A 25,338-nucleotide genomic window follows, 5' to 3' on the forward strand; every position below is an offset into this window, starting at 1 on the left:
TCTTCAATTCACATGCTGATTTCCCTTCCGAAACCGCACACTCCACCGTCCCCTGGTTAAACCCGCGACTGGCGAAGTGCGCGCCCCCATTTTGCATCATACCCAGAATGTCCGAACAGCGCGCAGCTACTCGATGGCAAAAGTAACAGCTGTTACTCTTCATGAGATGCCGTACCGACCATCGGCGAGACCGAAGAGGCTACGCTCGAGATTCAGCTGCCCTTCAACCGCGCGGTCGACCATTGCGCGGAAGTACCCTCCAGGTTTTGAAATTTGCTCGGGGTCTCGGATCGATTTTTCGAGGACAGTCGCCAGGATTGCCGCAGCCGCATAGAGGCCAACACGCCTTTGGCCGTCAGCCCAACCGGCTTCTGATAGCCCTATCATCCGCCGCAAGGTCTCCCCAGAGCGCCCGAGTGCAGACCAGGTGTCGAATTGTGTGGCGATCATTGCTTGAGTTTCGGGGCATGCTGCCTGAATTAGTCCAACCGACACCGAACCCAGAACATCCCCCTGGATAGACGCAACCGTGCGATCACCAACCACAGTTTGAGCTTGTCTTGCTGATCCGGGTTCGACACGCTTTTTTTCAGGAGCGTCTTTGACCTCGTAGCGGTCGGGTTGTTTTATGTCCCGCTCGTTAGAGCGGGTCCATGTTTTCTTACTTTCAGTTAAAGGTTCTTGGGTTGTATTAATATAAGGCATGACATGATTGTCACCCTCGCATGTCAAATTAAACGCATGATGCATATCTTCCAGTGAGGACGCAGTCTTTCTGTGTAGGTCTCCAATGGCCTGCGCCCGCTGAGCCGGCGCCGAGCCCTGATCCAGGATCGCCGCTAGTTCACTTCTCGTCTCCAGAGTCTCGTCCGGGAATGCTGCGCACATGTCCTCGATCGCCCGCGAAAGTCTTGCGATATCCCGTCTGGCGGCAAGTTCTTCACTCAGGCGCTTCTGATACTGATCGACGGCAATCTTCAGTTCGTCAGCGCGCACCCGCGCCGGTGTGAAGTCAATCCCAAATCCAGCAACCACCTCACCGCTGTCATTGCGATAGACAAACCGACGCCCTGTCGAGCTGTCTCGATACGCTGCAATACCCGCCTCAACCAACCTGCGGATACAGCGGATCACCGTCCGCTCCGAGCGCATTGTGTACTCTGCGAGCTTGGCGTTCGAAATCGCAACGACGGGCCGTCCACTGCCCTTCCAGTCTTCCGCGCGAGACAGTCCGAGCAGAATATCCATGACGTGATAGGTCGTCCCGTCAATGCCCAGAACGGGGGCTGCTTTCTTCAACAGCAAGGCGATTTCCGATTTGCCGATATCAGGCACGTCGTTTGCCATCGCCAGTCGCGCGCTCGCGACAATTCCAGGGGTAACGCGTCTGAACGACGCCACCGAAGCTTCTTGGGTCATAGCTATCCCGCTGCGGATCCAAGGATGCGCAGTTCCAATCATTCGATTTCGCGGTAGCCAGCGGGTTCGGGGCGCAAAAAAACGCTCTCTGCCTGTAACAGAGGCTTGATTAACACACTCGTCCGTCTTAGAATCAGATCGTTACAGCTGATGTTGACGGTTCAATTTGGCCCGTTGGCTCGTGGTTCAAGGGTCTACCGATTGCAGTCGATGGACCCTTTTCCATTTCTGGTGACTATGTCATCCCAGAACCCTTTCCCTGTTTTTGTTGAAACTCCTCCACGAGTTCAGGCAGCCGTTGCAGCAGCCAGCCTGATAGACCGGGAAGGCGATTGTCCGGAATGGAAATCCGTGTGGCGTTTTCAGTCCGCTTCGCAGCAATGATCACGCCGCCCGCGACGGAAACTTCAACCACGTCCGGTTTCCGCCGTGCCGATTGGTCAAAGGATTCCAAAACCAGATTGAAACGCTGATCACTCGAGCTTTTCGACCAGAGATCGGCGGACAACAGATCTTCGAGTATCTCCGACTGTCGTGCGCTCAGCTTCCGATCCTGGATCAGGGCGCCCAGCTTCTCCCAATTGGGTCGACCAACGGAAGAGGCCGGCCCGATCCGTCGGATCAGGGCATCCGGGATCAGCGAGGCCGTATTCGTCAGAATGGAAATATAGGCGAGACGCTGACCTTCCTTCCGCCCAAGAGCGTCCGATATCGTCTCCCTGGAATATCCACGCTCTTTCAGCGTCAGCGCAAACAGCGCTTGCTCGATGAAGGACAGGTTGAGGCGCTCGGAGTTTTCGATGCCCTGCGAGACAACCAGTTCCTCGTCGCTCAAGTCACGGATGATTGCCTTGACCGGTCGATTGAGAATTTGGCAGGCGCGCAAGCGACGATGACCGTAGGCAGCCTGGTAGTGATCCGGCTTGCCGGCCAGCGGCCGGACAAGGATGGGTAACTTCTGCCCGGTCTCCCTGAGACCATCGACGAAAGCCTGAAAACCTTTGTCGCCTTCGATATCGAGACGATCATTCACAAAGGATGGAATGATCTTGTCCGGATCGAGTTCGACAATCGATTCAGAGGACAAAAGCTGCTGATGAAGCCGTTGATTTTCATCTTCGATCGACACGAAAGCGCGATCCATCGATTTGACGGCGCCGGAGCCGACGCGTCTTTTCTCCGCTTCAGAAGAAGTGGTGGCTGTCTGCCGGTTCAACGCCTCGGGATCGACGTTGGCAAACAGGGTTTTCATGCGCTGGTTTCGTTCTCTCGGATTGACCATTATCGACCCCACACGTCCTTGATGTGATGGAAGATTTCGCGGTTGACAGAGTCAACGGACTCAAGTGCGCGGCTCAAAGTGTCACGCCCGACGCTTCCCCTCGTGAGTTCGTAAAGACTTTTCTTCTCAAGACCCGCGCTGGCGATCGCGGTGGTCTCGACGACCGCCGGAGCAAGCACATCTTCCTTGAACAGCGACCGCAACAGCGTCACCACATTCACCTGCGGGCCGTCATTCGGATTGTGGCGCGTGATGACGTAGCGGATGAAATCGTGACTGAGCGTACCGCCGCGTTCTTCGATCACGCCCATGAGATCACTCATCATCGCCAGAAACTGATTCATGCTCGCCACATCGATCATCGCAGGGTGAATGGTGATCAGCAGACCGGTGGCGGCGCAAAGAGCGCCAAGGGTGAGATAACCAAGCTGGGGCGGCGCATCGATCAGTACGACGTCATAGTCCGCCTCGACTTCGCCGATGACGGCCGCCAGTCGCCGGAAGAAAATCTTGTCGCCACGGCCATATCCGTCGGCGATCGCCTGCGGCGTCTCGTGCTCGTATTCCATCAGTTCCAGGTTCGCCGGGATAAGATCGATCCCTTCGAAATAGGTTTTTCGGATCACTTCGCGAACCGGCCTGCGGCGATCATCATAGCGGATGGCGGCATAGACGGTTTCGTTCTCATCGACGTCGAATTCCGGCTGATAGCCGAACATCGCGGACAGTGACGCTTGAGGATCGAGGTCGATAGCAAGGACGCGCAGTCCCTGGATCGCCAAGTAATGGGCCAGATGAAGCGTTGTCGTTGTCTTGGCGGAGCCACCCTTGAAGTTGGCGACGGCAATGACCTGAAGCTTTTCACCTTCACGGCGACGCGGAAGAAAGTCCAGCGCGTCAGCGGGACGCTTTAGCGCCAGATGTTCCCTGATCTGGTTAATCTGCGAAAGCGTGTAGATTCGGCGGCCATTTTCGAGCCGCTCGGGTATCGCGCTTTCTCCGTCCAGCGACATTTGCCGCAGCGTCGATTCCGCGATACCAAGCATTGCGGCAACGTCGCGCGAGGTAAATGTCTTGAGGGACTTCGCAATCTCCGGTTCGTAAAGGCGTTCGCGGATCGACTGGAGTTGAGCGGACAGCAGTTGCGACTGCCGGCTGATCTTCGTTGCCGAAGACTCCGCAGGTTCGATAGGTCGCTGGTTCGCTCTCATTTTCCCTCACGACGGTTTTTCCGTGATCGTCAGTGATTTTCCGTCGAGTGACAATTGACCGATTCCCAATTTTCGTCAAACGATACCGTCACACAACCATTCGTAAAGAGAGGCATTATTCTCAGCGACGGCTTCTCGGATTATTCATTTTGCTGATGAAAATCATATAGTTAAAATGTATATTCGCATCGCTTCACACCCTCCATCGCACGCGATGAATCCCACAGGATTTTGACTCATTTGGAGACGTTTTTCCGCTTCCCCACCTTTGAAAAGACCCAAGCAGCGCGATTCGATCCATTCAACCGAAATATGCATGCGATTCGCATCCCCCTGCAGGGTGCAGATGGCAGTCGTTCCATCACCAACATGAATCAATGACGTCGGATCGATTCATAAGTCTCGTTGGACGTCCGCCGCTGAATTTCCGATTCTTGCGGCATGATCAAGCAACCCTACCATCTCTATATCGAACGCGCTGACGCCTCAAAAAACATGGCACGCTATTACGCCATGGAAATCTCCGCGACCCTGTTCGGGGAAGTCTGCCTCACCCGCTTCTGGGGAAGGATCGGCAAGCGCGGACAGAGCAAATCGCACCACTTCTCCCAGGAAAAAGAAGCGGTGGACCTCTTCCTTTATCTCACGCGCCGCAAGCGCGCACGAGGGTATCGACCCTGTAAAAAGCTTAATTTGGTAACGGCCTGAGCGCCACCGCAGATCAAACTGTTCCATCACGAATGCAGGCCGGGAAAACGCCGAAAACCGGCGAAAACCGGCATAAAATAGTAAATTTTGCCAAGTTCGTGCATGCGCATCTCCCTGCGGGGGTCAGGGAATTTCTGCAAAAACAGGTCACTGGAAAGGGGCGATTAACCTTTATTTTCTATTGAAGAAGGGTGTGCCCATTGCCCGTGAATTTTGAGTGAGCAGGTGAATATGCGTCTTTCCCGAACGAACTTTTCAAACGGCTTCGATAACTCGGGAGAACACCCCGCCGATCCGGAAAACCAGCAGGCAAGGACAGAATTACAGCGCCGCATCTATGGCGCGCCGCATGCAAACCATATCGAAGTTTCCTCTCATACCGGTGCCGACACCGACGCGATGGCCGCGAGCGAAATCGAAGGAAGGGATGATGCCCCGGTCTGGCAAAGTGCCTTCGTTCTGGGTCCGAACGTCCGCTTCACCCGCACGCCGGAAAGCGTTTATTCCAAGCGTCCGGGGTCCGGGCAAAAGGAGGAGCCAGCGGCTTTGGTTACCTCTGTCGAGGAACAGCCAGAAGTCGTCGAAGCCGCTCCAACGCCTGAGGCTCCCGCAATCGACGATGCAATGCCGGCCTATGGCATCCAGGCCCTGTCGCTGCGTCTGATGCGCGAGATGAGTGCTGTCGCGGCGGCGCGTATGGAGAAGACCATTCCGGGCTATCAGCCGCCCGCCTCAGCCGACGTCGATCTTGCCTGCTTCCCCACGGAACAGACGGCCATCGAAGAGCCTGTCAATTCGGCCGCACCGATGGCTGTCGAGCCACAGCCTGTATTTTCGTTCCATGTTTCCGACCAGGTTTTCTGGGACGCGATGGACATGGACGCCGATCTGGACGTGCTGGCTCCAACAGTTTCCTGGAAAGCGCCCGAGGTCGAAATCGCGGCCAATTCCGTGACAGCCCTTTACCGCGAGATCGGCATCAGGCCGGCTGGCGCATCGGCCGGCACGATACCGGCGCCGAAGCTTTCGCTGCCGACCGCGCCTGTGTTGAAAGCGCCGATACGGGCCGCAAGAGAGGTAAAGTCATCTGCGTCAGCTCCTGCAACGGCAAGACCGGCGCTCCAACCAAAACCGCCCGTCGTCCCCGCATTGGCAGCCCCGATTTTACCCGCGACAGTCTTGCCGACGCCCACCTTGCCGGTTCCGGCCGTTGTGGCAACGCCGGTTCAGATTCAAACCCCGCTACCGGTCGCTCGTATCGAAACGCCGGCAATGATCACCGAGGCGCATCTCGCAATTTCGGACGGTGAATATGTCTTCCCGCCAGTCGATTTGCTTCAGGAGCCAGGCTTCCAAGAAACGACAATTATCACCCAGGAGGCACTGGAGCAGAGCGCCGGCCTTCTCGAAAGCGTGCTGGAGGATTTCGGCGTTCGCGGCGAGATCATCGATGTTCGTCCGGGTCCGGTCGTGACGCTCTATGAATTCGAGCCAGCGCCGGGCGTGAAGTCATCGCGCGTCATCGGTCTTTCCGACGATATCGCCCGTTCTATGTCGGCACTTTCGGCACGTGTCGCAGTGGTTCCCGGCCGTAATGTGATTGGTATCGAACTGCCGAATCCGGTGCGCGAAACTGTCTATTTCCGCGAACTGATCGAGTCGGAAAACTACGGCGAAACCCGCTTCAAGCTGGCGCTGTGCCTCGGCAAGACGATCGGTGGCGAACCTGTTGTCGCCGAACTCGCAAAGATGCCGCATCTGCTGGTCGCCGGCACCACCGGTTCGGGAAAGTCCGTGGCCATCAACACGATGATCCTCTCGCTGCTCTATCGGCTGAAGCCGGAAGAATGCCGCCTGATCATGGTCGATCCGAAGATGCTCGAGCTCTCTGTCTACGACGGTATCCCGCATCTCCTGACACCGGTCGTGACTGACCCGAAGAAGGCCGTGATGGCGCTGAAATGGGCCGTGCGCGAGATGGAAGACCGCTATCGCAAGATGTCGCGGCTTGGCGTACGCAATATCGACGGCTTCAATGCACGCGCGGCAACCGCCCGCGCCAAGGGCGAGACCATCCTTTGCAGCGTGCAGACCGGTTTCGACCGCTCGACGGGGGAACCTGTCTACGAGCAGGAGGAAATGGACCTCGCTCCGATGCCGTATATCGTCATCATCGTCGACGAGATGGCCGACCTGATGATGGTTGCCGGCAAGGAGATCGAAGGTGCCATCCAGCGGTTGGCGCAGATGGCCCGCGCCGCCGGTATCCATCTGATCATGGCGACACAGCGCCCCTCGGTCGATGTCATCACTGGCACGATCAAGGCCAACTTCCCGACCCGTATCTCCTTCCAGGTGACCTCGAAGATCGACAGCCGCACGATCCTGGGCGAACAGGGCGCGGAACACCTGCTGGGGCAGGGAGACATGCTGCATATGGTCGGCGGCGGCCGCATCGCCCGTGTACATGGTCCCTTCGTTTCCGACGAGGAAGTCGAGAAGGTCGTTGCCCATCTGAAGACACAGGGACGACCGGAATATCTCGGCACGGTCACCGAAGATGCAGAAGAAGCAGAAGAAGCGGTCGAGGAAGATGGCGCCGTGTTCGACAAGGGTTCGATGGCCGAGGAAGACGGCAACGACCTCTACGACAAGGCGGTCAAGGTCGTCCTGCGCGACAAGAAATGCTCGACCTCCTATATCCAGCGCCGGCTGTCGATCGGCTACAACAAGGCCGCCTCGCTGGTGGAGCGGATGGAGCGGGAAGGGCTGGTCGGTGCCGCCAACCATGTCGGCAAGCGCGCGATCCTGTCCGGTGGGCGTGAGAGCGTGGAACTGCCAGTCGGCGACGACGAGTAAACTTCAATCAGCGTTATCAATTATTTCGGGGGCCTTGCGCCCCCGATTTGCGTTTTGCCCACAGCCATCATCCGGCCGGAAACAGCGCGGCCCGATAAAATTCGAATTTCCATCTTGTAATTATATAGGACTCCTATATATAAGACGCATGGAAACGCCGAAAAACCCACTCTCGATCAACTACCGAATACGCGAAGGCCTGTCGCGCGTCGGCATGGCCATGCGCATTGACGAATGGAACAAGGCCAAGGCGACCGGGCTCAATCCGACGCAGCTTGCCATTCTCACGCTGCTGGAAGGGCGCGATGAAGACGGGCTTGGCGTCAAGGAGATTGCCGCCCATCTCGGTGTGTCGCAGCCGACCGCGACGGACTCGATCAATGCGCTGGAGCGCAAGCAACTGATCGAAAAGCGCCAAGGCCCAAACGACAAGCGTGCCGTCCGCGTTGCGCTGACAGACGAGGGGCTTTCAGTCTTGAAGGAAGCCGGCGACGAGAACGGCCTCGCGGAACAGGCAGTCGGATCGCTGGATGCGGACACGCAGGAGACCCTGCTTGTCAGCCTCGTCACGATGATCCGCCAGCTGCAGGAAGCGGGAGCAATCCCGGTTCAGCGCATTTGTGTCAGCTGTCAGTATTTCGCGCCGAATGTCCATCCGGATCCGGCGCGGCCGCATCATTGCAAATTCGTGGACGAGGCCTTCGGCCAGCGGGAACTCCGCATCGATTGCCGCGATCATCTTGAAGCCGATCCCGCATTCCGGGCTGCCACCTGGAACGCATTTCAACCGGGATAATCCCAAACCCTCCAGGCAGGAAAGGAACACAATATCATGTTCAGGACACTGTTGACCGGCGCGTTCATCGCCGGAACGGCATCGCTTTGGCTGTCGACAGCCTCAGCCCACTCCGTCAAGGCGGAACCGAAGGACGCGGTCAATGCCTCCTTTGACATCATCGAAACGACGATCGCGACGAAGGGCGACAGTGCCGTCTTCACCACGCGCGTGCGCGGCGAGGCCGGCAAGGACAAGCCGGATGCGACCGGCAAGTTCGAAGGGGCCAGCGTTTATGCCTATGTCTGGCCGACGAGCCTCGACAGCGGCGACATCGGTTTCGACAAGGCGCAGGGCATCGTCGCGCTCGCCGTCACTTTCCACCCAGATTTCGACGATGCGGCCAAGGGCGGCAAGAACCGCCATGTCTGGCATCCGCATTGGGTGGTGCTCGCCAAGGACGCAGCCTGCGGCGCTGGCCTGAAGGTCGTCGATATCCCGGAAGGCGCCAAGCCGAAAGTGCCGGAAACCTGGCCGGGCGTTCCGTTGCTGATCGACAGCCCTGAATACCCGACCACTTTCAAGGGCGACACGGTGGATGTGGAAATCCCGCTGTCGCTGATCGGCGGCCTTGCCGGTGTCTCCTATGACGGCGTGACCGCCGGCCTCAAGGTCAACGGAAACCTGCATGCACCGCTGCTGTGCGTCAGTAATGTCTTCAAGGTCGCCTCTGGCGATCTGAGCCTGCCCGGCAAGGTCATGCCGGCCAAGTAAACCAAGCGCCGGTCCGGAGACTGCCATCCCCGGACCGGCAAATTCCTCCCCTCCAGGCAAATGAAAGGAAAGAACATGACAAGGATTACTCTCATCGACCCGCAAAACGCAACCGGTACGACCGGCGCACAGCTTGCGGAGATCAAGGCAGCGTTCGGCGTCGTGCCGAACATGTTCAAGGCCGTGGCCAATTCCCCGGCGGCTCTCACCAGCATGTGGGGTTCGTTCGGTGCGCTCGGCGGCGGCCGGCTCGGTGCCAAGCTCGGCGAGCAGATCGCCGTTGCGATTGCTGACCGCAATGCCTGCCACTATTGCCTCGCCGCCCATACGGGCCTTGGCCGCAAGGCAGGCGCCACCGCCGAAGAAATGGCCGAGGCGCAGGCCGGCCGCTCGGCGGACCCGCGCATCGAAGCCGCGCTGCAGTTCGCCATCAAGGTGGTGGAGACACGCGCAGGTGTGACCGCTGACGACGTGGAAGCCTTGCGGGCAGCCGGGTTCGATGACGGTGAAATCGTCGAGATCATCGCCCACATCGCTCTCAATCTCTTCACCAATTACATCAATGTCGCGCTGAATGTCCCGGTTGATTTTCCCGACGTGAAGCTGACGCGCGCGGCCTGACCGCGCACGGGCGGGCGGCTTTCAAAGCTGCTCGCCCCCTTGAAAGGATCAGACATGTCTACTTCATCTCTCCCAGTCGCCCCGGAACTGGCTGTCAGCCAGTGGTTCAATACGCCAACCCCGCTGACGCTGGCCGGCCTTCGTGGCCGCCCGGTCTTTCTCCACAGCTTCCAGCTTCTCTGCCCGGGCTGTGTTTCGCAAGCCATCCCGCAGGTCCAGCGCCTTGAGCGTGTCTTCGCCCAAAGCGACCTGCAAATCATCGGGCTCCACACGGTGTTCGAACATCACGCGGCCATGACGCCGGTCACACTGCAGGCTTTCCTCCATGAATATCGGCTGCGATCCCCGGTTGGTGTCGATCTCGCGGAAGACGGCTCGAACATTCCGGTGACCATGCGGCGCTACGGGCTGCGCGGGACGCCCTCGTCCGTGCTGATTGGCCGGGATGGAACGATCCTGCACCAGATCTTCGGCGTCGAGGACGACATTGCGCTTGGCGCAAGGGTGGCCATGGCGCTTGCCGCTCCGCTTCCGGAACGCGCAGACCAGCCAGCCGGCGATGACGGCTGTGCCGATGGTCGCTGTGCCATCCCGGACGCGGCAGCATGAGGACGTCATGACCCGCATTCCCTTGCTCAGCCTGCGTATCGGCGATGTCGCACCACTGGGGCCAAAGCATGTCCCGAGCGGCATCGTCAAATCCGCGGTCGACGGTCCACTCACCCTGTCGGAAACCGGATTTTCCGGCGACCGGCAGGGCGATACGGTACGCCACGGCGGACCCGGAAAGGCTGTGCACCACTATCCGCTCGATCATTACCCAGAGTGGCGACGCGATTTCGGCGCGCTTCCGCAATTCGCCTCTCCCGGCGCCTTCGGAGAGAATATTTCCGCCCTTGGCCTGACCGAGGACACTGTTGCCATCGGCGACGTCTTCGCGCTCGGCACCGCCGTCGTCGAAGTCAGCCAGGGCCGACAGCCGTGCTGGAAGCTCAATGCACGCTTCGACCGATCGGACATGGCGCGACAGGTGCAGGCGACGGGTAGGACAGGGTGGTATTATCGCGTCCTGACGCCGGGTGTGGTTACCCCCGAGGATGACCTGACGCTGGTGGAGCGACGCTCGCCGGGCTGGACACTGAAGCGCATCTGGCGCGCATTCTACGTCGATACGCTCAACCGGACGGAACTGGCCGGCATTGCAGCCCTCGACCGCCTCGCCGAAGGCTGGCGCACACATGCCACGCGGCGGTTGGAAAGCAATCGGGTCGAGGATTGGTCAAAACGTCTGGACGGGGCGCAATGATCTATTCGTCAGAGGCGGCCAATGGGTCGCGGCCGGTGGTGCTGACATGCTCCATGCGCCGGGCAAATTCCCGCCGCAACGCGCGCCGCAACTCGGCCGCTTCATTACGGCGAACTTCGACGGGATCGTGACATTCGAGTTGAGGAACGGCGACCGGGCGGCCGGTATCATCGACGGCGACCATGGTGAAATAGCATGAATTGGTGTGGCGCCTCGTGCCGGACCGGATGTTTTCCGCCTCCACCCGGATACCCACCTCCATCGAAGTGCGGCCGGTATGGTTGATGGCCGCCCGGAAGGTGACGAGCTCCCCGACATTGATCGGCTCCTTGAACACGACCTGATCGACGGACAGTGTCACGGCATATTGCTTGGAATAGCGGGACGCGCAGGAGAAGGCGACACGGTCGAGCAGATTGAGCAGCGCGCCGCCATGAACCTTGCCGCTGAAATTCGCCATATCGGGTGTCATCAGAACCGTCATTTCGAGATGGCGGGATTTGGACTCGGTGTTTTCCATGTGCCTGCTTTCGTTCCCCGATATCAGCCGCCGGACTGCGGCGCCAATCTAACCTGACATCCCCCGGGCAACGGTTCAACGCCTTCCGCGGCACTGATCCCGGCTTTCAACTGCGCGAGGTCATCCAGACCCCGACAAGGGTGACCACCAGACCGACAAACATCGCCGCCGTCAGCGGCTCGGAAAACAGCGCCCCGGCCCAGAGCATCGTCACCGGTGGGCTGAGATAGATCGCCGCGCTGACCTTGGCGACCGGAAACAGCCGAAGGCTGGTGTAGTAGACGGCATAGGCGAGAAAGGTGGCGAAAAACACCAGCCAGACCATGCCCACGGCGAAAGCCGTCGTCATCGGCGGCACAATATTGCCCTGCCAAAGCGCGCAGAGGCCGAACAATACCGAGCCCGTGAGTGTCTGGATGCACAGGCTCTGGTGAACCGGCATATGCCGCACCTGCCGCCTTTTGTGAAGAACCGACGCAACCGCGAAGACGAGCATCGACCCAACCGTCAGCCCATAGGCCCAGAGCGGCGCCGTGCCGAAGCTCAGGCTGTCGAAAGAGACAACCAGCACACCGGCGACGGCAATCGCCGTTCCCAACCACTGCCGGCGTGTCAGGCGCTCGCCAAGCATCGGCTGTGACAGGCCGGCAATGGCCAGCGGCAGGAGGTCGGAGATCAGCGCAACCAGCCCGGTCGGCACGCGCTGCTCGATCGCCAGCGCGAAACCGCCGAGATAGAGAAACACAGCCATCACGCCGAACAGCATCTGGTCGCCGATCATCCGCAAGCTGATCTTCGGGCCGATGGCAAGAGCAAACGGCAGGAGGATCAGGCCGGAGAGCAGCGTGCGCCAGAACAGAACCAGCACGACACTCGCCTCTTCGCTCGCATAGCGGATGCCGACGAAGCCGGAACTCCAGCCGATGATCAGCAGCGTCGCGAGCAGTGGCCACAGAAACCTGTTGCGAGAAAGGGATGAGGTAAGCGGCAGGTCAGTCATGGGAGGCCTGGAAGATGACGAGAACGTTGACCACCGGATATCGGCATTACCGACACGACGCACATGACAAATTTCGATGAAACCATGACATTTGCAGAAACTTTGTCATGCATTCTGTATTGCGTGGTATCAAGTGTCGTCAACGCAAGAGGACTGGCTAAGCATGGAAGAACTGAAAAATCGGCGCCTGGAGATCGATGCCCTGCGAACGCTCTGCGCAATCCGCCAGCAGGGTGGGGTGACGCGCGCCGCGAGCGCGCTTGGCCTTTCCCAATCCGCCGTCAGCCACAAGATCAGGCGGCTGGAGGAAAACCTCGATTGCGAGCTGCTCGGCCGCCGCACCGGTGCGCCGATGTTCACCTCGGCTGGCGAGGATCTGCTCGATTACGCCGGGCGCATTCTCGGCCTGCACGACGAAGCGCTTCTGAGCCTCTCAAAGACGCCGCTCGCCGGCCGTCTGGATCTCGGGCTGACGGAAGATACTGCGTGCAGCGATCTCGCCCGCATCCTCGGCCGGTTCAAACGCCTGCATCCCAACGTTTCCGTCCGTACCCGGGTGCGGATGAGCCTCGTCCTGCGCACCATGCTGGACCGCGGCGAACTCAATGCCGCGATCATCCAGGTCTTCGCGCATGAAGTGCGCCCCACAGACGCCGTGCTATTCCGGGAAAACCTCCATTGGGTCAAACATCCGGACCTGCCGCTGCCGCAGAGCGGCCCGATCCCCTTCCTGTCATTCGACGATGAATGCTTCTACCGGCAATGGGCGCTCGATATCGGCCAAGATGACGACGTGGTCCTCGAAACCGTCTTTGAATGCTCGAGCGCCGCCGGCATCGTCGCGGCCACGAATGCGGCGATGGGCGTAGCACTGCTGAGCGACCGGCACCTGCGCGGCGATATGCAAATCGTCAACACGCGCCTGCCGGCACCACCCGCCCTTGCTTATGTCGTGCGGCGCGCCAGGCGGTCACGTAACCCGGCTCTGGATACGCTGATCGGCGAGATCGAGAAGGATATCAGCCGTCTTGGCGGCCTGACATTGGCAAGCTGAGTCAAAATAATCGGTCCGCCCCCGCAATCTGACGGAGGCGAGCCGCATATTCACCAAAGATCAACTCAGGATGAAATCGTTGGTGCTGAGCGTCGACAGATTGTCGAAGGTGGCTATCAGCACGGCTTCCTTGTCACCACCCTTGCCATCGGCATCGAACCAGAGACGATGCGCGTCCTTCTCGAAAAGGAATGTCGGGCCTGTCGTGGTGAAATCCGCCTCATCAGCGAGAACGAGCTTGATTGTGGTGCCTTGTGTCAGGCCGAAGCCGATATCGTCGAGGCCGATCTTGTCCTCGCCACGCTTGAAATCGGTGATCCGGTCGCCACCATCGGTGACGTAGTTGAACTGGAACGTGTCCTTGCCGGTGCCGCCGGTCAGAAAATCACCGCCGGAGCCGCCATTCAGCGTGTCATCGCCACCACGCCCCAGCAGCAGGTCGTCCTTCGTCCCACCCCAGATCCATTCCCCAGCATTCGAACCGCGGATATCGTCGTCCTGGCTGGTGCCCCAGATGCGCTCGACATTCTTGACGGTGAGACCAAGGGCAAGGCCGTCGTTCAAGGTCTGGTCGAGCAGATCGAGTTTCACCGAGTTGTCATAGCCATAATAGTTGAAATCGAGCGTATCGGTGCCGGAGCCGCCGTCGAAGACGTCCTTGCCGGTGAACTCGTTGCGAGTAAACCAGTCGTCACCGGAACCACCATTCAGCGTGTCGTTGCCGGCATCGTCATAGAGGATGTCCTTGCCGTTGCCGCCGTTGAGCGTGTCGTTGCCGGCATTGCCGCGCAGGATATCATCGCCGGAACTGCCGGTCACAGTGTCGTTGCCCTTGGTACCGACGAAGTCGAGTGATTCCATGCCGGAGAAGGTGGTGGTCGAATTGACCTTTACCGTGCCGGTGGAGAAGGTGAATTTCACACCCGTCGTCAGCGCCGAGACATCGACGTAAACCCGGTCCGTGCCGCTGCCGCCGATGGCGGTGTCGCCGCCGTTGATATGGACAAAGTCGTTGCCCGCGCCGGCATCGATCGTATCGGCGTCCGTATCGCCATTGCTTCCGGCACCCCAGATCTCGTCCGAGCCATCGCCGCCCTTCAGGATATCGCGGCCATTACCGCCATAGATCCAGTCGTCGCCGCCGAGACCCGTCAGCGTATCATTACCGTCATTGCCATCCAGCGTATCGGAGAGATTGCCACCGGTGAACTTGTCGGCGCCGCTGCCGCCGGTGATATCGATCCGCTCGAAATTCTTCAGCGTCACATCGCCATTAACGAGCGTGGCGTTCGCGCTCAGCGTGAAGGTCAACGCCTTCGTCGTTTCATTGCGATCGATCTCGGCGAGATCGGTGCCGCTGCCGCCATCGGCGACCAACTTGCCATAGGTATAGCCAATGCCGGCATTGAACTCGACGGTATCGTTGCCGGCGCCGAGGTCGAGTGTCGTCGTATCGCCACCGGTGTGAGCTTCGAAGATCGACAGGTGGACCGTATCATCGCCATCGCCGGCGGAGATGGTGTTGTTGCCGCCGAGATCGTAGATCAGATCGTCTCCCTTGCCGCCAACGACCTTGTCATCGCCGAGGCCGCTGTCGAGCAGGTCGTCACCATTGCCGCCATAAAGCTGGTCGTTGCCGTCATAGGACTTGAACCAGACACTGTGGGCATTACCAGCCTTGAGGATGTCGTTACCATAGGCCGAGGTGAAGATGTTGAAGATCTCGGTATCTGCCGCAAAGGAGCCATCCGACAGCGTTCCCTTGCCGTTGACGACATCGAACGTGTAGTTGACCGTCTGATAGCTGTACTTGTCGATATAGACGGTGTCGGTCCCCGCACCGCCATAGATCGAGTCCTTGCCCGATCCCGCAAAGATCGTGTCATTGCCCGCTTCACCATACAACTTGTCGTTACCCGCGCCGCCATCGATATAGTCATCGCCGGCTCCGGCCTTCACCGCATCGTCGCCATCATAGGTGACGATGTGATCCTTTCCGCCGAGGGTGACGATCGTGTTCCTGGCGTTTGTACCGTAAAGGTCGTAATTCTCGATATTGACGATGGTCGAGCCATCGGAAAGCGTGTTCACCACGTTCGACGCCTTGGCAGTAAAGCTGCCGGTGATATTGCGAATCTCGATCAGGTCGTTGCCGCTGCCACCATCGACGGTGTCCTTGCCATCACCCAACGTCATCAGGATCTGGTCGTCCCCCGAACCGGCCTCCACCTTGTTGGTTCCGCTGCCGGTAATGATGTAATCGTTGCCAGCGCCGCCGAGCAGCGTATCATTGCCATCGCCCGCCCACAAATAATCGTCGCCGCTGCCGGCATCGAGCGTATCGTTGCCTTCGTCGCCGTACAGCGCGTCATCGCCATTGCCGCCGGTGATCGTGTCGTTGCCGGTACCGCCGGAGAGATTGTCGTCCCCATAGCTACCGGACAAACGGTCATCACCTTCGCCACCGCGGAGATAGTCGTCACCTTGGCCACCAGACAGAAAGTCCTTGCCGTCACCGCCGTCGAGAAAGTCGTTGCCGCCGTTGCCATAGAGCTTGTCGGCGCCGGCTTGGCCGCTGAAGCGGTCGCTCCAGCGGCCACCGTTCAAAACGTCAGCAAAATTGGTCGCCGAAATGGCGTATTGCTCGATATCGGTGACCGTGAAGCCAAACAGATTGACCGTCTTGGTCGGATCCTGCACCGTGAAGGTGACGCCCGCCTTATTGGCCTGCAGGTTGAAATCAACCGTGTCGGTTCCGAGACCGCCGTCGATGACATCACCCTTGAAGTCCCCGAGAGCCGAATCGATGAAAGTGTCATCGCCGGAGCCGCCGCGCATGGTATCGGCGCCCGCGCCGCCCATCAGAATGTCGTTGCCCTGGCCGCCGGACAGCGTGTCCGCGCCGAGCCCACCCGAGAGCGTATCATCCTGGAAGCTGCCGCTCAGCGTATCGTTGCCTTCGTCACCCGACAGCACATCGCGGGCGAAAAGACCGTAGATCTTGTCATTGCCGCCGAGACCGTAAATGTAATCCTGATCGTTGGTGCCGGTCAGCGTTTCCGATGCCTGTGTTCCGTATTTGGTAGCCACTTTGCTCACCCATAGCCTGTGTTTCGGACAACAGCATTCCATCACCGACCGCGATGCGGACGGCGTGAAATGCTGCTTTGAACGTTGGAAGTTTCACCACCGCGGTTCGTTGACGGATATGCAACCCGTCGTGACCGCATCTGCTCACACGGAAAGATTGGGGCCTGTTTCTGGGGGAACTGCACGTTTGAGATTGCTGGCCTGAGCCAAGAGTAATTCCGCCAGGATCAGGCGAAGATGAGCGTGGCACAGGTAACATAGAGGATGGCGAAGGCGACGACGATACTGACGACCTTCTTGCTCTTGGCGAGAGCCGCCGTGCTCAAGAGGATATAATATCCAAGATTGAGGCAGGACCAGAGAATGATCTGCGACGTTGGCCAAGGCGTCGTGAACGCCATGGTCGCCGGCGGAATCTGCGTGATCAGGTTACTTGTGAGTACGCAGAAGACCACGACACGCCGGTGCTCCATAATATGGATATCGAGCGTCGCGCGTTCGGTTGCTTTCGGAAAAATCTGGGTGGCCGCGAAATAATAGAGAAGCGCGACAAGCGCCACGGCCAGCGCGATCAGATAGCTGACGTCGGGCAGGTCCCGGTAGGCCCATGCATTCATCCAGAAACTGATGAGATCGACGAGCAGCAGGATGCCGAACAGCGGCGCGACGATCCCGATCTTGCGCTTGTCACGTTCGTCATAGGCACGGGAAAACCCGGATGCGACCTCGGCGACGGCGAGACCAAGCAACAGGCCGTAAAAGCCGAACATGAAACCGAATGCGTCGCTCACTCAATTCTCCCAGACAGATCAACAGCTTCTTGCAGATCGATGCGACGACGACAAGGGGCTTACGGTATCGTAGCCTTTCCCTTTCGGGGGATATCGCGCGCAAACGAAACCATGGTAGACCGCCTTCGACTGATAGAGCGCCCGTACCGTCAAAATGAGGTTTGCGTGAAAACTGCCGCCCGAGTGTCCATCCTGTTTTGCAGCCTCCTCACGCTTCCTCTTTCAGCCCATGCCGAATGGCAAGCGGTGGAAAAGGTGCAGACCTATTCGATCCAGGGAAAAACCGGGGCCGAGCTTTATGCCTCGATCGGCGAGCGCGGACCGGGCACGGGGCTTGTTCGGGCCATCGCCCATACCAATTTCAAGCTGACCTGGACGCGCAAATACGAGCCGCAGGGCGGAGGCTGCACGATCGTGACGAACAAACCAAAGCTCATCATCACCTATACGCTTCCGAAGCCCGCGGGAAAACTGCCGCCCTCCACCGCCGCCAAGTGGCAAACATTCATCGCCGGCGTTCAGGCGCACGAGCGCATTCATGGCGATCATATCAAGGATATGGTCAAAGCGATCGAGGCCATGTCGGTCGGCCTGTCCGTGCCAAATGATCCCGATTGCAAGAAGATCAGAACCGAACTGACGTCGCGCCTCGGTGTCCTGTCACAGGAGCAAAGGCAGAAAAGCCGGGATTTCGACAGCGTCGAACTGAGCAATGGTGGCAATGTCCACCAGTTGATCCTCAATCTGGTGAACGGCGGCTGATCAAAGCGGCACCGTCAGTGTCGATTTGACATTGTCCATGGCAATAAAGGTCCTGAACTTGCGGACATTGCCGCTATCGAAAAACAGGCTGCGGGTCAGCCGTTCATAGTGCGCCATGTCCGTGACCAGAAGGATCAGGATGAAATCGGCCTCGCCGGTGACGTAGTAGCATTGCTGCACTTCAAGTGCCGATGAAAATCGCCGCTTGAGCGCGTCGATCTTCTCCGATTGTTCGCTTTCGACCTCTACCTCGACAAAAATCGTGATTGGCTGGCCGACCTTGGCAGGGTCTAGCAAAGCGAAATTCCCGCGAATGGCGCCGGTTTTCTCCATCCTCTTGATGCGCCGCTGCACGGCCGGCGCGGACAGGTTGACGGCCTCGCCGATCCGCCGCTGCGGCGTCGTGTTGTCTTCCTGCAGGATGCGCAGGATGGCGATATCAAACGGATCAAGAGCAATGCGGCCAGTCATGTTTATCCCCTCCGGCGAAACAAACTTGCAAAACGCGGGCCAAATTGCAGCGCCTGGTTCGTGCTGTTTGCAATATAACTCTGCCGAACAGAGGAAATCACATGTTTTTGCTCAACACACAACCGGACCACAATCAACCACTCGGTGCTGTCGATGCCGAAACACTCGGGCTTTCTGCCGCCCGTGAAGTCGAACGCTTTCTCGGATACCGGACGGACCATGCCGCGACGCCGCTGCATTCCCTTCCGGCGCTTTCCGATTATCTCGGCGTCGGCGCGATCGCTGTGAAAGACGAAGGCCATCGGCTGGGCCTCGTCAGCTTCAAGGCGCTCGGTGGCTCCTATGCGGTGATCCGGTTGGTGCTGGAGGAAGCCACACGGGTGCTCGGCCGTCCGGTCGATGTTTCCGAATTGCAGACGGCGGATGTCCGCGCCATCGCCGCCACCATGACATTCGCCTGTGCGACCGATGGCAATCACGGACGATCCGTCGCGCAGGGTGCGCAACTGGTCGGCGGCAAAGCCGCGATCTTCGTCCATTCCGGCGTCAGCGACGGTCGAGTTGCCGCCATCGCCCGGTTCGGTGCCGAAATGATCCGGGTCGACGGCACCTATGATACCTCCGTCACAGAAGCCGCCAGTGTCGCAACGCAGAAGGGCTGGACCATCGTTTCGGATACATCATGGCCGGGATACGAGCGCATCCCCGGCCTGGTCATGCAGGGATATACGGCACTGGTTCAGGAGGCATTGCGGCAGATGCCGCAACCTCCAACCCATGTCTTCGTCCAATCGGGCGTCGGCGGCATAGCAGCCGCCGCCGCCGGACATTTGTCCCTCGTTCTCGGCCGAAAACGTCCGACTTTCGTGGTGGTCGATCCCGCCCGCGCTGCCTGCCTTTACGAAACGGCCCGCGCCGGGCATCCGGTCAGGATTCCGCATGGCGAACCGACAGTCATGGCGATGCTCGAATGCTACGAACCGTCGCTGGTCGCCTGGCGGATCCTGTCGCGTGTCGCCGATGCTTTCATGACGGTCGAGGAGCAGGATGCTATCGATGTGATGAACAGGCTCGCCCGCCCGCTCGGCGATGATCCCACCATCGTCGCCGGCGAAAGCGGCGGTGCCGGGCTTGCCGGTATCATCCGCGCACTTTCCGATCCGACAGCAAAGGCGGCGTTGAAACTCGACAAGACCTCCCGCATCCTCGTCATCAACACCGAAGGTGCAACCGACCCGGAGCGATATCTCGAACTTGTCGGCATTCCTTTCGCGGAAGTCCGTGCTGGCAAGCGGGTCGTTGCGTAAGCCGCATCGGCAAACAGGAAGAACTGGCATGACCGATCTTGAAGCTCTGCATCGAACAATGACCGGCTGGCGGCGCGACCTGCACGCTCATCCGGAATTTGGTTTCGAGGAGAAAAGAACCTCGGCCTTCATCGCGGCGACGCTCCGAAACCTTGGACTGGATGTTGCCGAGGGCATCGGCGGCACGGGTGTCGTCGGCACATTGAAGCGCGGCATCGGCAATCGCAGCATCGCGCTGCGAGCCGACATGGATGCACTGCGCATCTCCGAGCAGGGAATACATGCCCATCGCTTCACTGACCCCGGGCACGATGCATGCCTGCGGCCACGACGGCCACACCGCCATCTTGCTCGGCGCCGCAACGCTTCTTGCTGAAAACGGTGGTTTCGACGGCACGGTGCGCTTCCATCTTCCAGCCGGCGGAAGAATGGGGTAGGGGCGCATTGGCGATGATCGAAGATGGGCTTTTTGAGCGTTTTCCGTTCGAAGAAATCTACGGTCTCCACAACATGCCCGGCCTGCCAGTTGGCCATTTCGAGTGCATGAGCGGGCCAATCATGTCGGCGGAGGATAATTTCGAAATCGTGCTGACTGGCGTCGGTGGTCATGCCGCCCGCCCGCACTCCGGCAATGAAGTTCTCGTTGCCGCCTGCGCATTGGTGACCAACTTGCAGACGATCGTCTCGCGTCGGCTCAATCCGACGGAGATCGGCGTGGTCTCTGTCACCGAACTCATCACCGACGGGACGCGTAACGCACTGCCGGGCAGTGCCCGCATCCTTGGTGATGCCCGCAGTTTCCGGCCGGAGATCAGTGCCGAGATCGAGAAGCAGATGCGGGTCATCGCGCAAGGAATGGCGCTCTCCTATAATGTCACAGCCGAGGTCAACTATACCCGCGAATTCGTGCCGCTGATCAACGATCCAGCGTTGACTGAAGAGGCTTTCGCAGCCGCTGCAACGGTCTTTCCAACGGATAACATCCGCCTGGCGCGTGAACCCATCACAGCGTCAGAGGATTTCGCCCGTTTCCTCGATCATGTGCCGGGATGTTTCATGTTCGTCGGCAACGGCGCACAGTCGGCGCCGCTGCACAATCCGAACTATGATTTCAACGACTATGGCCTGCTGTTCGGCGCGCGACTGCATCAGGCGATCGTTCATCGGCGGCTCGGCGGTACCGTCCGCTGATCCGACTGGGCCTTACAGCCCGGCGATCTTCATAAGGTCATCACGTGCACCGGGAGCTGCGGCTAGCACCGGCGCGCCCTTCGTGAGTTGCTCACCGTCCACCGGGAATGGATGATACCAGCCGCCGGCCTCCTTCACGAGGCAGTAGCCCGCAAGGCAATCCCATGCATGCATGTATGGCTCGTAATAGCCGACGAGACGGCCGGCCGCGACATAGGCGAGCATCAGCGCGCCGGAACCGTTTCGGATGAAATTGCCGCCTGCCTCCAGCAAGCTCTCGACCATCCGAGCCACGAAAGCCGGTGTTACGTAATTGTTGGCGCCGATGCCCGTGACGGCGTTGCGGATGGTGCGTGAAGGATCGAGGGTTAGCACCTTGCCGTTCAGTGTGGCACCCTTGCCGGATGCGCTGGAATAAAGCTCGTCATGGCAGGGCGCATGGATGACGCCGATCACCGGCTCGCCATCATGGAGAACGGCAATGGAGACACACCAGTTGGGCATGCCGTTGACGAAGGGGCTGGTGCCATCGATAGGGTCGACGACCCAAGTATAACCGGAGCTTCCCGCTACCAGACCATATTCCTCCCCTAGGAAGCCGTCATTCGGATTGGCTTCGGCGACACGGGCGCGGATCAGGGTTTCCACCTCTCGGTCGGCAATCGAGACGACGTCCTGCGGATCACGCTTGGTTTCGATCACCAGCGTTTCGCGCTTGTTGAAATAGTCGAGCGCAACGGCGCCCGCTTCCCTGGCCATAGCCTCAGCCAACGCGAAACGCGTGTCGAGCCCGGAAATCTGCGATGTCATGGATATGGTCCTTTTCTGATCCTGTCGGGTTCAGCCATTGATGATGGCGATGCCGCGTCCCTTGAAACCGACGGCGACCGGCGTTGCGGGCGCCAGCGTGCGTTCGACAGCGGGATCGACGACAAACAACCGGCCCGTGCTGGTCTCTACCTCGTATTCGACATGGTCGCCAAGATAGGCGGAGTGCATGATCTTGCCCGGGAAGGGCGCATTCACGGCCGGCTCCAGTGTGATCGAGTTCGGCCGCACCGCAAGCGTCGCCTGACCAGGCCTGGCATTGCGGCTTGGAACGCGATGCTCGAGCGCGCCGACGCGGATAATGGCATCGGCTCCCTCAACGCTGATGACATCGCAGGGCACGACGTTGGCCTCGCCAATGAAATCGGCGATGAAGGCGGACGCCGGCGCCTCATAGAGATCGCGCGGGGAGCCCGCTTGGGCAATCGCGCCGTCCTTCATGATGACGATCCTGTCGGAGACAGCCAGCGCCTCGTCCTGATCGTGGGTGACGTAAACGGCGGTAAAGCCGAGCCGCTGCTGCAACTCCCGAATTTCTGTGCGCACCTGCCGGCGCAGGCGCGCGTCGAGATTGGAGAGCGGCTCGTCGAGCAGAAGCACCTGTGGCTCCAGTACCAATGCGCGGGCAACGGCGACACGCTGCTGCTGACCACCGGAAAGCTCTGCTGGAAGTCTCTGCCCCATGCCGGCGAGACCGACAAGCTTCAACCCTTCCTCGGCCCGTTCGCGCGCCTCCTTCTTCTTCAAGCCCGACGATTCCAGCCCATAGGCGACATTGTCGAGCGAGGTCATGTGCGGAAACAGCGCGTAGGACTGGAACACCATTGAGACATCGCGCTCGTTGGCCGGCAGCATGGTGACGTCCTTGCCGCCGATCAGGATTTTTCCCGATGTCGGATGCTCGAGGCCGGCCAGCATGCGCAAGGTCGTCGTCTTGCCGCAGCCGGAAGGGCCGAGCAGGGTAACCAACTGGCCTGGTTCGATGGTCAGCGACAGATCGTGAATGGCGGTGAAGCTGCCGAACTGCTTCTTGATATTCTGGAAGACGACGGAACCGGCGCGTGTGTTGATCATGCGGTTTTCTCCTGGGCGAGGGGAAGGGAGGGGGCGGTGACGCCGGCAACGCGATTTTCGCGCCGCAGCCTTCGTTCGCCGACAAGAAGCTGGAAGCCGGCGATGATCACGACCATCACGACGATCAGCATGGAGGAATAGGCGATCGCCACGCCGTATTCGCCGTTCTCGACGAGACCGACAATGTAGGATGTCGCCATGTTGTACTCGGCGCTGACAAGGAAAATGACGGCGCTGATCGAGGTGATGGCACGCACGAAGGAATAGACCAGCGCCGCCGTGATCGCTGGACGCAAGAGCGGCAGGATGACCTTGCGGATTGTCCGGAAGCTGGTGGCACGCAGTGTCAGCGAAGCCTCATCCAGGCTCTTGTCGAGCTGGCTCATTGCCGCCACTCCACCGCGCACACCGACCGGCATGTTGCGGAAGACGAAGCAGGCAATCAGGATCAGCGCGGTGCCGGTCATTTCAAGCGGCGGCAGGTTGAAGGCCATGATGTAGCTGATGCCGATGACCGTGCCGGGGATCGCAAAGCTCATCATCAGCGCGAATTCGAAGACATTGCGGCCGGCGAATTTCTGACGAACGATGAGATAGGCGGTCAGCAGCCCGACGGCGGCAGTCAGTGGTGCCGAGATCAGCGCGATTTCCATCGTCGTCCAGAAGGAATTCCAGGCGACACCGGTCCATGCAAGGACGCCGTCACGCAGTTCGACAGAGAAAGCGCGTTCGTAATGATCCAGCGTCAGCGAGTTGTCGAGGCCCCAGGTCTTCACGAAACCGCCGAAGAGGATCATCCCGTAGATCACGATGGTGAAGAGCATCCACGGGATGACCAAGGCATGCACGCCAATGGATAGCAGCTTCGGCAGGGCGATGTGCGAGCCACTGTCGCCCTTGCCGGTGACGGTGGCGAAGTTCTTGCCCGCAAGCCAATAACGTTGGGCGAGGAAAGCGGTCAGCGTGAAGCAGAGCAGGATGATGGCAAGCACGGCGGCGCGGGACGGATCGTTCTGCGAGCCGACGACGGCGAAGAAGATTTCCGTCGACAAAACCCCGTGGCTGCCGCCCAGCACCAGCGGATTGCCGAAATCCGCCATGCTCTCGATGAAGCCGATCAGAAAGGCATTGGCAATGCCCGGCTTCATCAGCGGCAGGGATACCAGCCAGAACGTACGCCAGCGATCGGCGCGCAACGTTTGCGACGCCTCTTCCATGGACGGGCTGACGCCTTCGACAACGCCTATGAGCACGAGAAAAGAAATCGGCGTAAACGACAGAACCTGCGCGATCCAGATGCCGGTGAGCCCATAGAGCCAGCGGCCGGGCTCAACGCCGAACAAGCTGGAAAGGCCTTGGGTAATGACGCCCGCTCGACCGAACAGAAGCGTGAGCGCGAGACCGATGACGAAGGGCGGGGTGATGATAGGCAGCACCGTCAGAAGCCGCAGGCCCTTCTTGAACGGAAAGCGGGTACGGGTGGCGACCAGTGCGAAGGCAAGCCCCATGACGGTCGATCCGCACGCTGTCATGATCGCCAGCCAGAGCGTGCGCCACGCAACGCCGCAACGCTCGCCGCCCACCACACAGCCGAGGCTCCAGATCGAGCTATCCTGAATGTTGCGCGTAAAGCCGTCGGGATTGAACGAACCGTCGAAATCCTGGAATGCACCGACCAGCATGGAGCCGACGGGATAGAAGACAAAGATCGCGACAAGGAAGACGAGAGTGGCGATCGATGCGACAACGAAAGCATCGCCTTTCATCACGCCGCGCTCGGCAAGGCCGAAGGAAAAGATAAGCACGAAGACAATTGACAGCAGGATTGCTCCAGCCCCCATCGATGGCTGACCGTCCGCAAGTGCACCGAACAAGGTTTCGCTGATAGTCCAGGTCCATCCGGAAAAGCCGATCGCCAGCCCTTGCAATGTCAGGAACAGGACGCCGGCAGCGCCTGCCCATGCAAGCAGCGTTCCCCGCCGCATTGGGTCGCTTACAAACCGCGCAGCGATGGCAACGGCCAGAAGCACGGCCGCAATCGCGAGCCAGAACCGGCCAAACCCGAAGATCTGGACAATGCCCGGGGCAACGGCAGCCTCGCTCGGAAAGCCGGAAAGCCAGCCGAATCCGAGAAAGCCACCCTCGATCCTGTACCAGGGAAGGATGAGGAACGCGGCAATGCCGAGCCCGATGGCAATATCCAGTCTGCGGTTGCGATTGTCCATGACGATCCCCGCGTCTTTTCATGACGTCGATTTGGAGTGGGTGGCCGGAAACCGCCTCCCGCCTGTGGAG

The 25,338-nt window shown here is 59.7% G+C and carries 20 protein-coding genes and 2 pseudogenes; 11 read left to right on the plus strand and 11 right to left on the minus strand.

Annotation, left to right across the window (positions count from 1 at the left end; translation table 11 throughout):
• Positions 1–159 precede the first annotated feature (159 nt).
• The 3 genes from repC to repA form a co-directional block, all read right to left on the minus strand.
• Positions 160–1,419, minus strand: a complete 1,260-nt coding sequence (repC, locus tag ASG68_RS25220; protein WP_062610247.1) for a plasmid replication protein RepC — start codon at positions 1,417–1,419, stop codon at positions 160–162.
• 235 nt (positions 1,420–1,654) lie between these two features.
• On the minus strand, positions 1,655–2,671 hold the full coding sequence (gene repB / locus ASG68_RS25225) for a plasmid partitioning protein RepB (RefSeq protein ID WP_244484327.1): 1,017 nt from the start codon (positions 2,669–2,671) through the stop codon (positions 1,655–1,657).
• A gap of 29 nt (positions 2,672–2,700) precedes the next feature.
• Positions 2,701–3,912, minus strand: a complete 1,212-nt coding sequence (repA, locus tag ASG68_RS25230; protein WP_062584106.1) for a plasmid partitioning protein RepA — start codon at positions 3,910–3,912, stop codon at positions 2,701–2,703.
• 441 nt (positions 3,913–4,353) lie between these two features.
• On the opposite strand from repA, the gene ASG68_RS25235 reads away from it, so the two are divergent.
• The 7 genes and pseudogenes from ASG68_RS25235 to ASG68_RS25265 all read left to right on the plus strand — a co-directional run bounded on the left by ASG68_RS25235 (position 4,354) and on the right by ASG68_RS25265 (position 10,955).
• The gene (locus ASG68_RS25235; protein WP_062584107.1) at positions 4,354–4,620 is read left to right on the plus strand and encodes a WGR domain-containing protein; all 267 of its coding nucleotides are present in this window, start codon (positions 4,354–4,356) and stop codon (positions 4,618–4,620) included.
• Positions 4,621–5,865: 1,245 nt separating this feature from the next.
• Positions 5,866–7,479 (plus strand): annotated as a pseudogene (locus tag ASG68_RS25240) (DNA translocase FtsK); the annotation flags it as partial.
• A 148-nt stretch (positions 7,480–7,627) separates the two neighbouring features.
• Positions 7,628–8,275 (plus strand): MarR family winged helix-turn-helix transcriptional regulator, encoded by a 648-nt coding sequence (locus ASG68_RS25245; protein ID WP_062584108.1) that lies wholly within the window; start codon positions 7,628–7,630, stop codon positions 8,273–8,275.
• 36 nt (positions 8,276–8,311) lie between these two features.
• Positions 8,312–9,028, plus strand: a complete 717-nt coding sequence (locus ASG68_RS25250; protein WP_062584109.1) for a hypothetical protein — start codon at positions 8,312–8,314, stop codon at positions 9,026–9,028.
• Between the two features lie 75 nt (positions 9,029–9,103).
• The gene (locus ASG68_RS25255) at positions 9,104–9,649 is read left to right on the plus strand and encodes a carboxymuconolactone decarboxylase family protein (protein WP_062584110.1); all 546 of its coding nucleotides are present in this window, start codon (positions 9,104–9,106) and stop codon (positions 9,647–9,649) included.
• Positions 9,650–9,703: 54 nt separating this feature from the next.
• The gene (locus ASG68_RS25260) at positions 9,704–10,258 is read left to right on the plus strand and encodes a redoxin family protein (protein WP_062604026.1); all 555 of its coding nucleotides are present in this window, start codon (positions 9,704–9,706) and stop codon (positions 10,256–10,258) included.
• 7 nt (positions 10,259–10,265) lie between these two features.
• Positions 10,266–10,955 carry an MOSC domain-containing protein gene (locus ASG68_RS25265; RefSeq protein ID WP_062584111.1) on the plus strand — a complete coding sequence of 230 codons (690 nt, stop codon included), beginning with the start codon at positions 10,266–10,268 and terminating at the stop codon, positions 10,953–10,955.
• Position 10,956: 1 nt separating this feature from the next.
• On the opposite strand, the gene ASG68_RS25270 is transcribed toward ASG68_RS25265, so the two are convergent.
• Positions 10,957–11,475: an acyl-CoA thioesterase gene (locus ASG68_RS25270; RefSeq protein ID WP_062584112.1), complete on the minus strand. Its 519-nt coding sequence runs from the start codon at positions 11,473–11,475 to the stop codon at positions 10,957–10,959.
• A gap of 106 nt (positions 11,476–11,581) precedes the next feature.
• Positions 11,582–12,475, minus strand: coding sequence for a DMT family transporter (locus ASG68_RS25275; protein ID WP_062584113.1), 894 nt, complete (start codon positions 12,473–12,475; stop codon positions 11,582–11,584).
• A gap of 163 nt (positions 12,476–12,638) precedes the next feature.
• Here ASG68_RS25275 and ASG68_RS25280 point away from each other — a divergent pair, with 163 nt between their 5' ends.
• Positions 12,639–13,529, plus strand: coding sequence for a LysR family transcriptional regulator (locus tag ASG68_RS25280; RefSeq protein ID WP_062584114.1), 891 nt, complete (start codon positions 12,639–12,641; stop codon positions 13,527–13,529).
• A gap of 60 nt (positions 13,530–13,589) precedes the next feature.
• On the opposite strand, the gene ASG68_RS25285 is transcribed toward ASG68_RS25280, so the two are convergent.
• Positions 13,590–16,619, minus strand: a complete 3,030-nt coding sequence (locus ASG68_RS25285) for a calcium-binding protein (RefSeq protein ID WP_062584115.1) — start codon at positions 16,617–16,619, stop codon at positions 13,590–13,592.
• 227 nt (positions 16,620–16,846) lie between these two features.
• On the minus strand, positions 16,847–17,410 hold the full coding sequence (locus tag ASG68_RS25290; RefSeq protein ID WP_062584116.1) for a hypothetical protein: 564 nt from the start codon (positions 17,408–17,410) through the stop codon (positions 16,847–16,849).
• A gap of 111 nt (positions 17,411–17,521) precedes the next feature.
• Here ASG68_RS25290 and ASG68_RS25295 point away from each other — a divergent pair, with 111 nt between their 5' ends.
• The gene (locus ASG68_RS25295) at positions 17,522–18,172 is read left to right on the plus strand and encodes a DUF922 domain-containing Zn-dependent protease (RefSeq protein WP_082478606.1); all 651 of its coding nucleotides are present in this window, start codon (positions 17,522–17,524) and stop codon (positions 18,170–18,172) included.
• On the opposite strand, the gene ASG68_RS25300 is transcribed toward ASG68_RS25295, so the two are convergent.
• Positions 18,173–18,643 (minus strand): Lrp/AsnC family transcriptional regulator, encoded by a 471-nt coding sequence (locus ASG68_RS25300; RefSeq protein WP_062584118.1) that lies wholly within the window; start codon positions 18,641–18,643, stop codon positions 18,173–18,175.
• Between the two features lie 101 nt (positions 18,644–18,744).
• Between ASG68_RS25300 and ASG68_RS25305 the strand changes: the two genes are divergently transcribed.
• Both ASG68_RS25305 and ASG68_RS25310 read left to right on the plus strand, forming a co-directional pair.
• On the plus strand, positions 18,745–19,950 hold the full coding sequence (locus ASG68_RS25305) for a diaminopropionate ammonia-lyase (protein WP_062584119.1): 1,206 nt from the start codon (positions 18,745–18,747) through the stop codon (positions 19,948–19,950).
• Positions 19,951–19,978: 28 nt separating this feature from the next.
• Positions 19,979–21,141: pseudogene (locus ASG68_RS25310) on the plus strand (amidohydrolase).
• Positions 21,142–21,153: 12 nt separating this feature from the next.
• Here the strand turns inward: ASG68_RS25310 and ASG68_RS25315 are convergent.
• Genes ASG68_RS25315 through ASG68_RS25325 form a run of 3 tightly spaced genes read right to left on the minus strand, consistent with a single transcriptional unit; the run spans position 21,154 to position 25,268 of the window.
• Positions 21,154–21,951, minus strand: coding sequence for an inositol monophosphatase family protein (locus ASG68_RS25315; RefSeq protein WP_062584120.1), 798 nt, complete (start codon positions 21,949–21,951; stop codon positions 21,154–21,156).
• A gap of 30 nt (positions 21,952–21,981) precedes the next feature.
• A complete protein-coding gene (locus ASG68_RS25320) occupies positions 21,982–23,043 on the minus strand; it encodes an ABC transporter ATP-binding protein (protein WP_062610249.1) in 1,062 nt (353 codons plus the stop codon).
• A complete protein-coding gene (locus ASG68_RS25325) occupies positions 23,040–25,268 on the minus strand; it encodes an ABC transporter permease (RefSeq protein ID WP_062584123.1) in 2,229 nt (742 codons plus the stop codon). The genes ASG68_RS25320 and ASG68_RS25325 overlap by 4 nt, the downstream gene beginning before the upstream one ends.
• Positions 25,269–25,338: the final 70 nt, after the last annotated feature.

It is taken from the genome of Rhizobium sp. Leaf453, from assembly GCF_001425605.1.
Taxonomy (GTDB): Bacteria; Pseudomonadota; Alphaproteobacteria; order Rhizobiales; family Rhizobiaceae; genus Pararhizobium.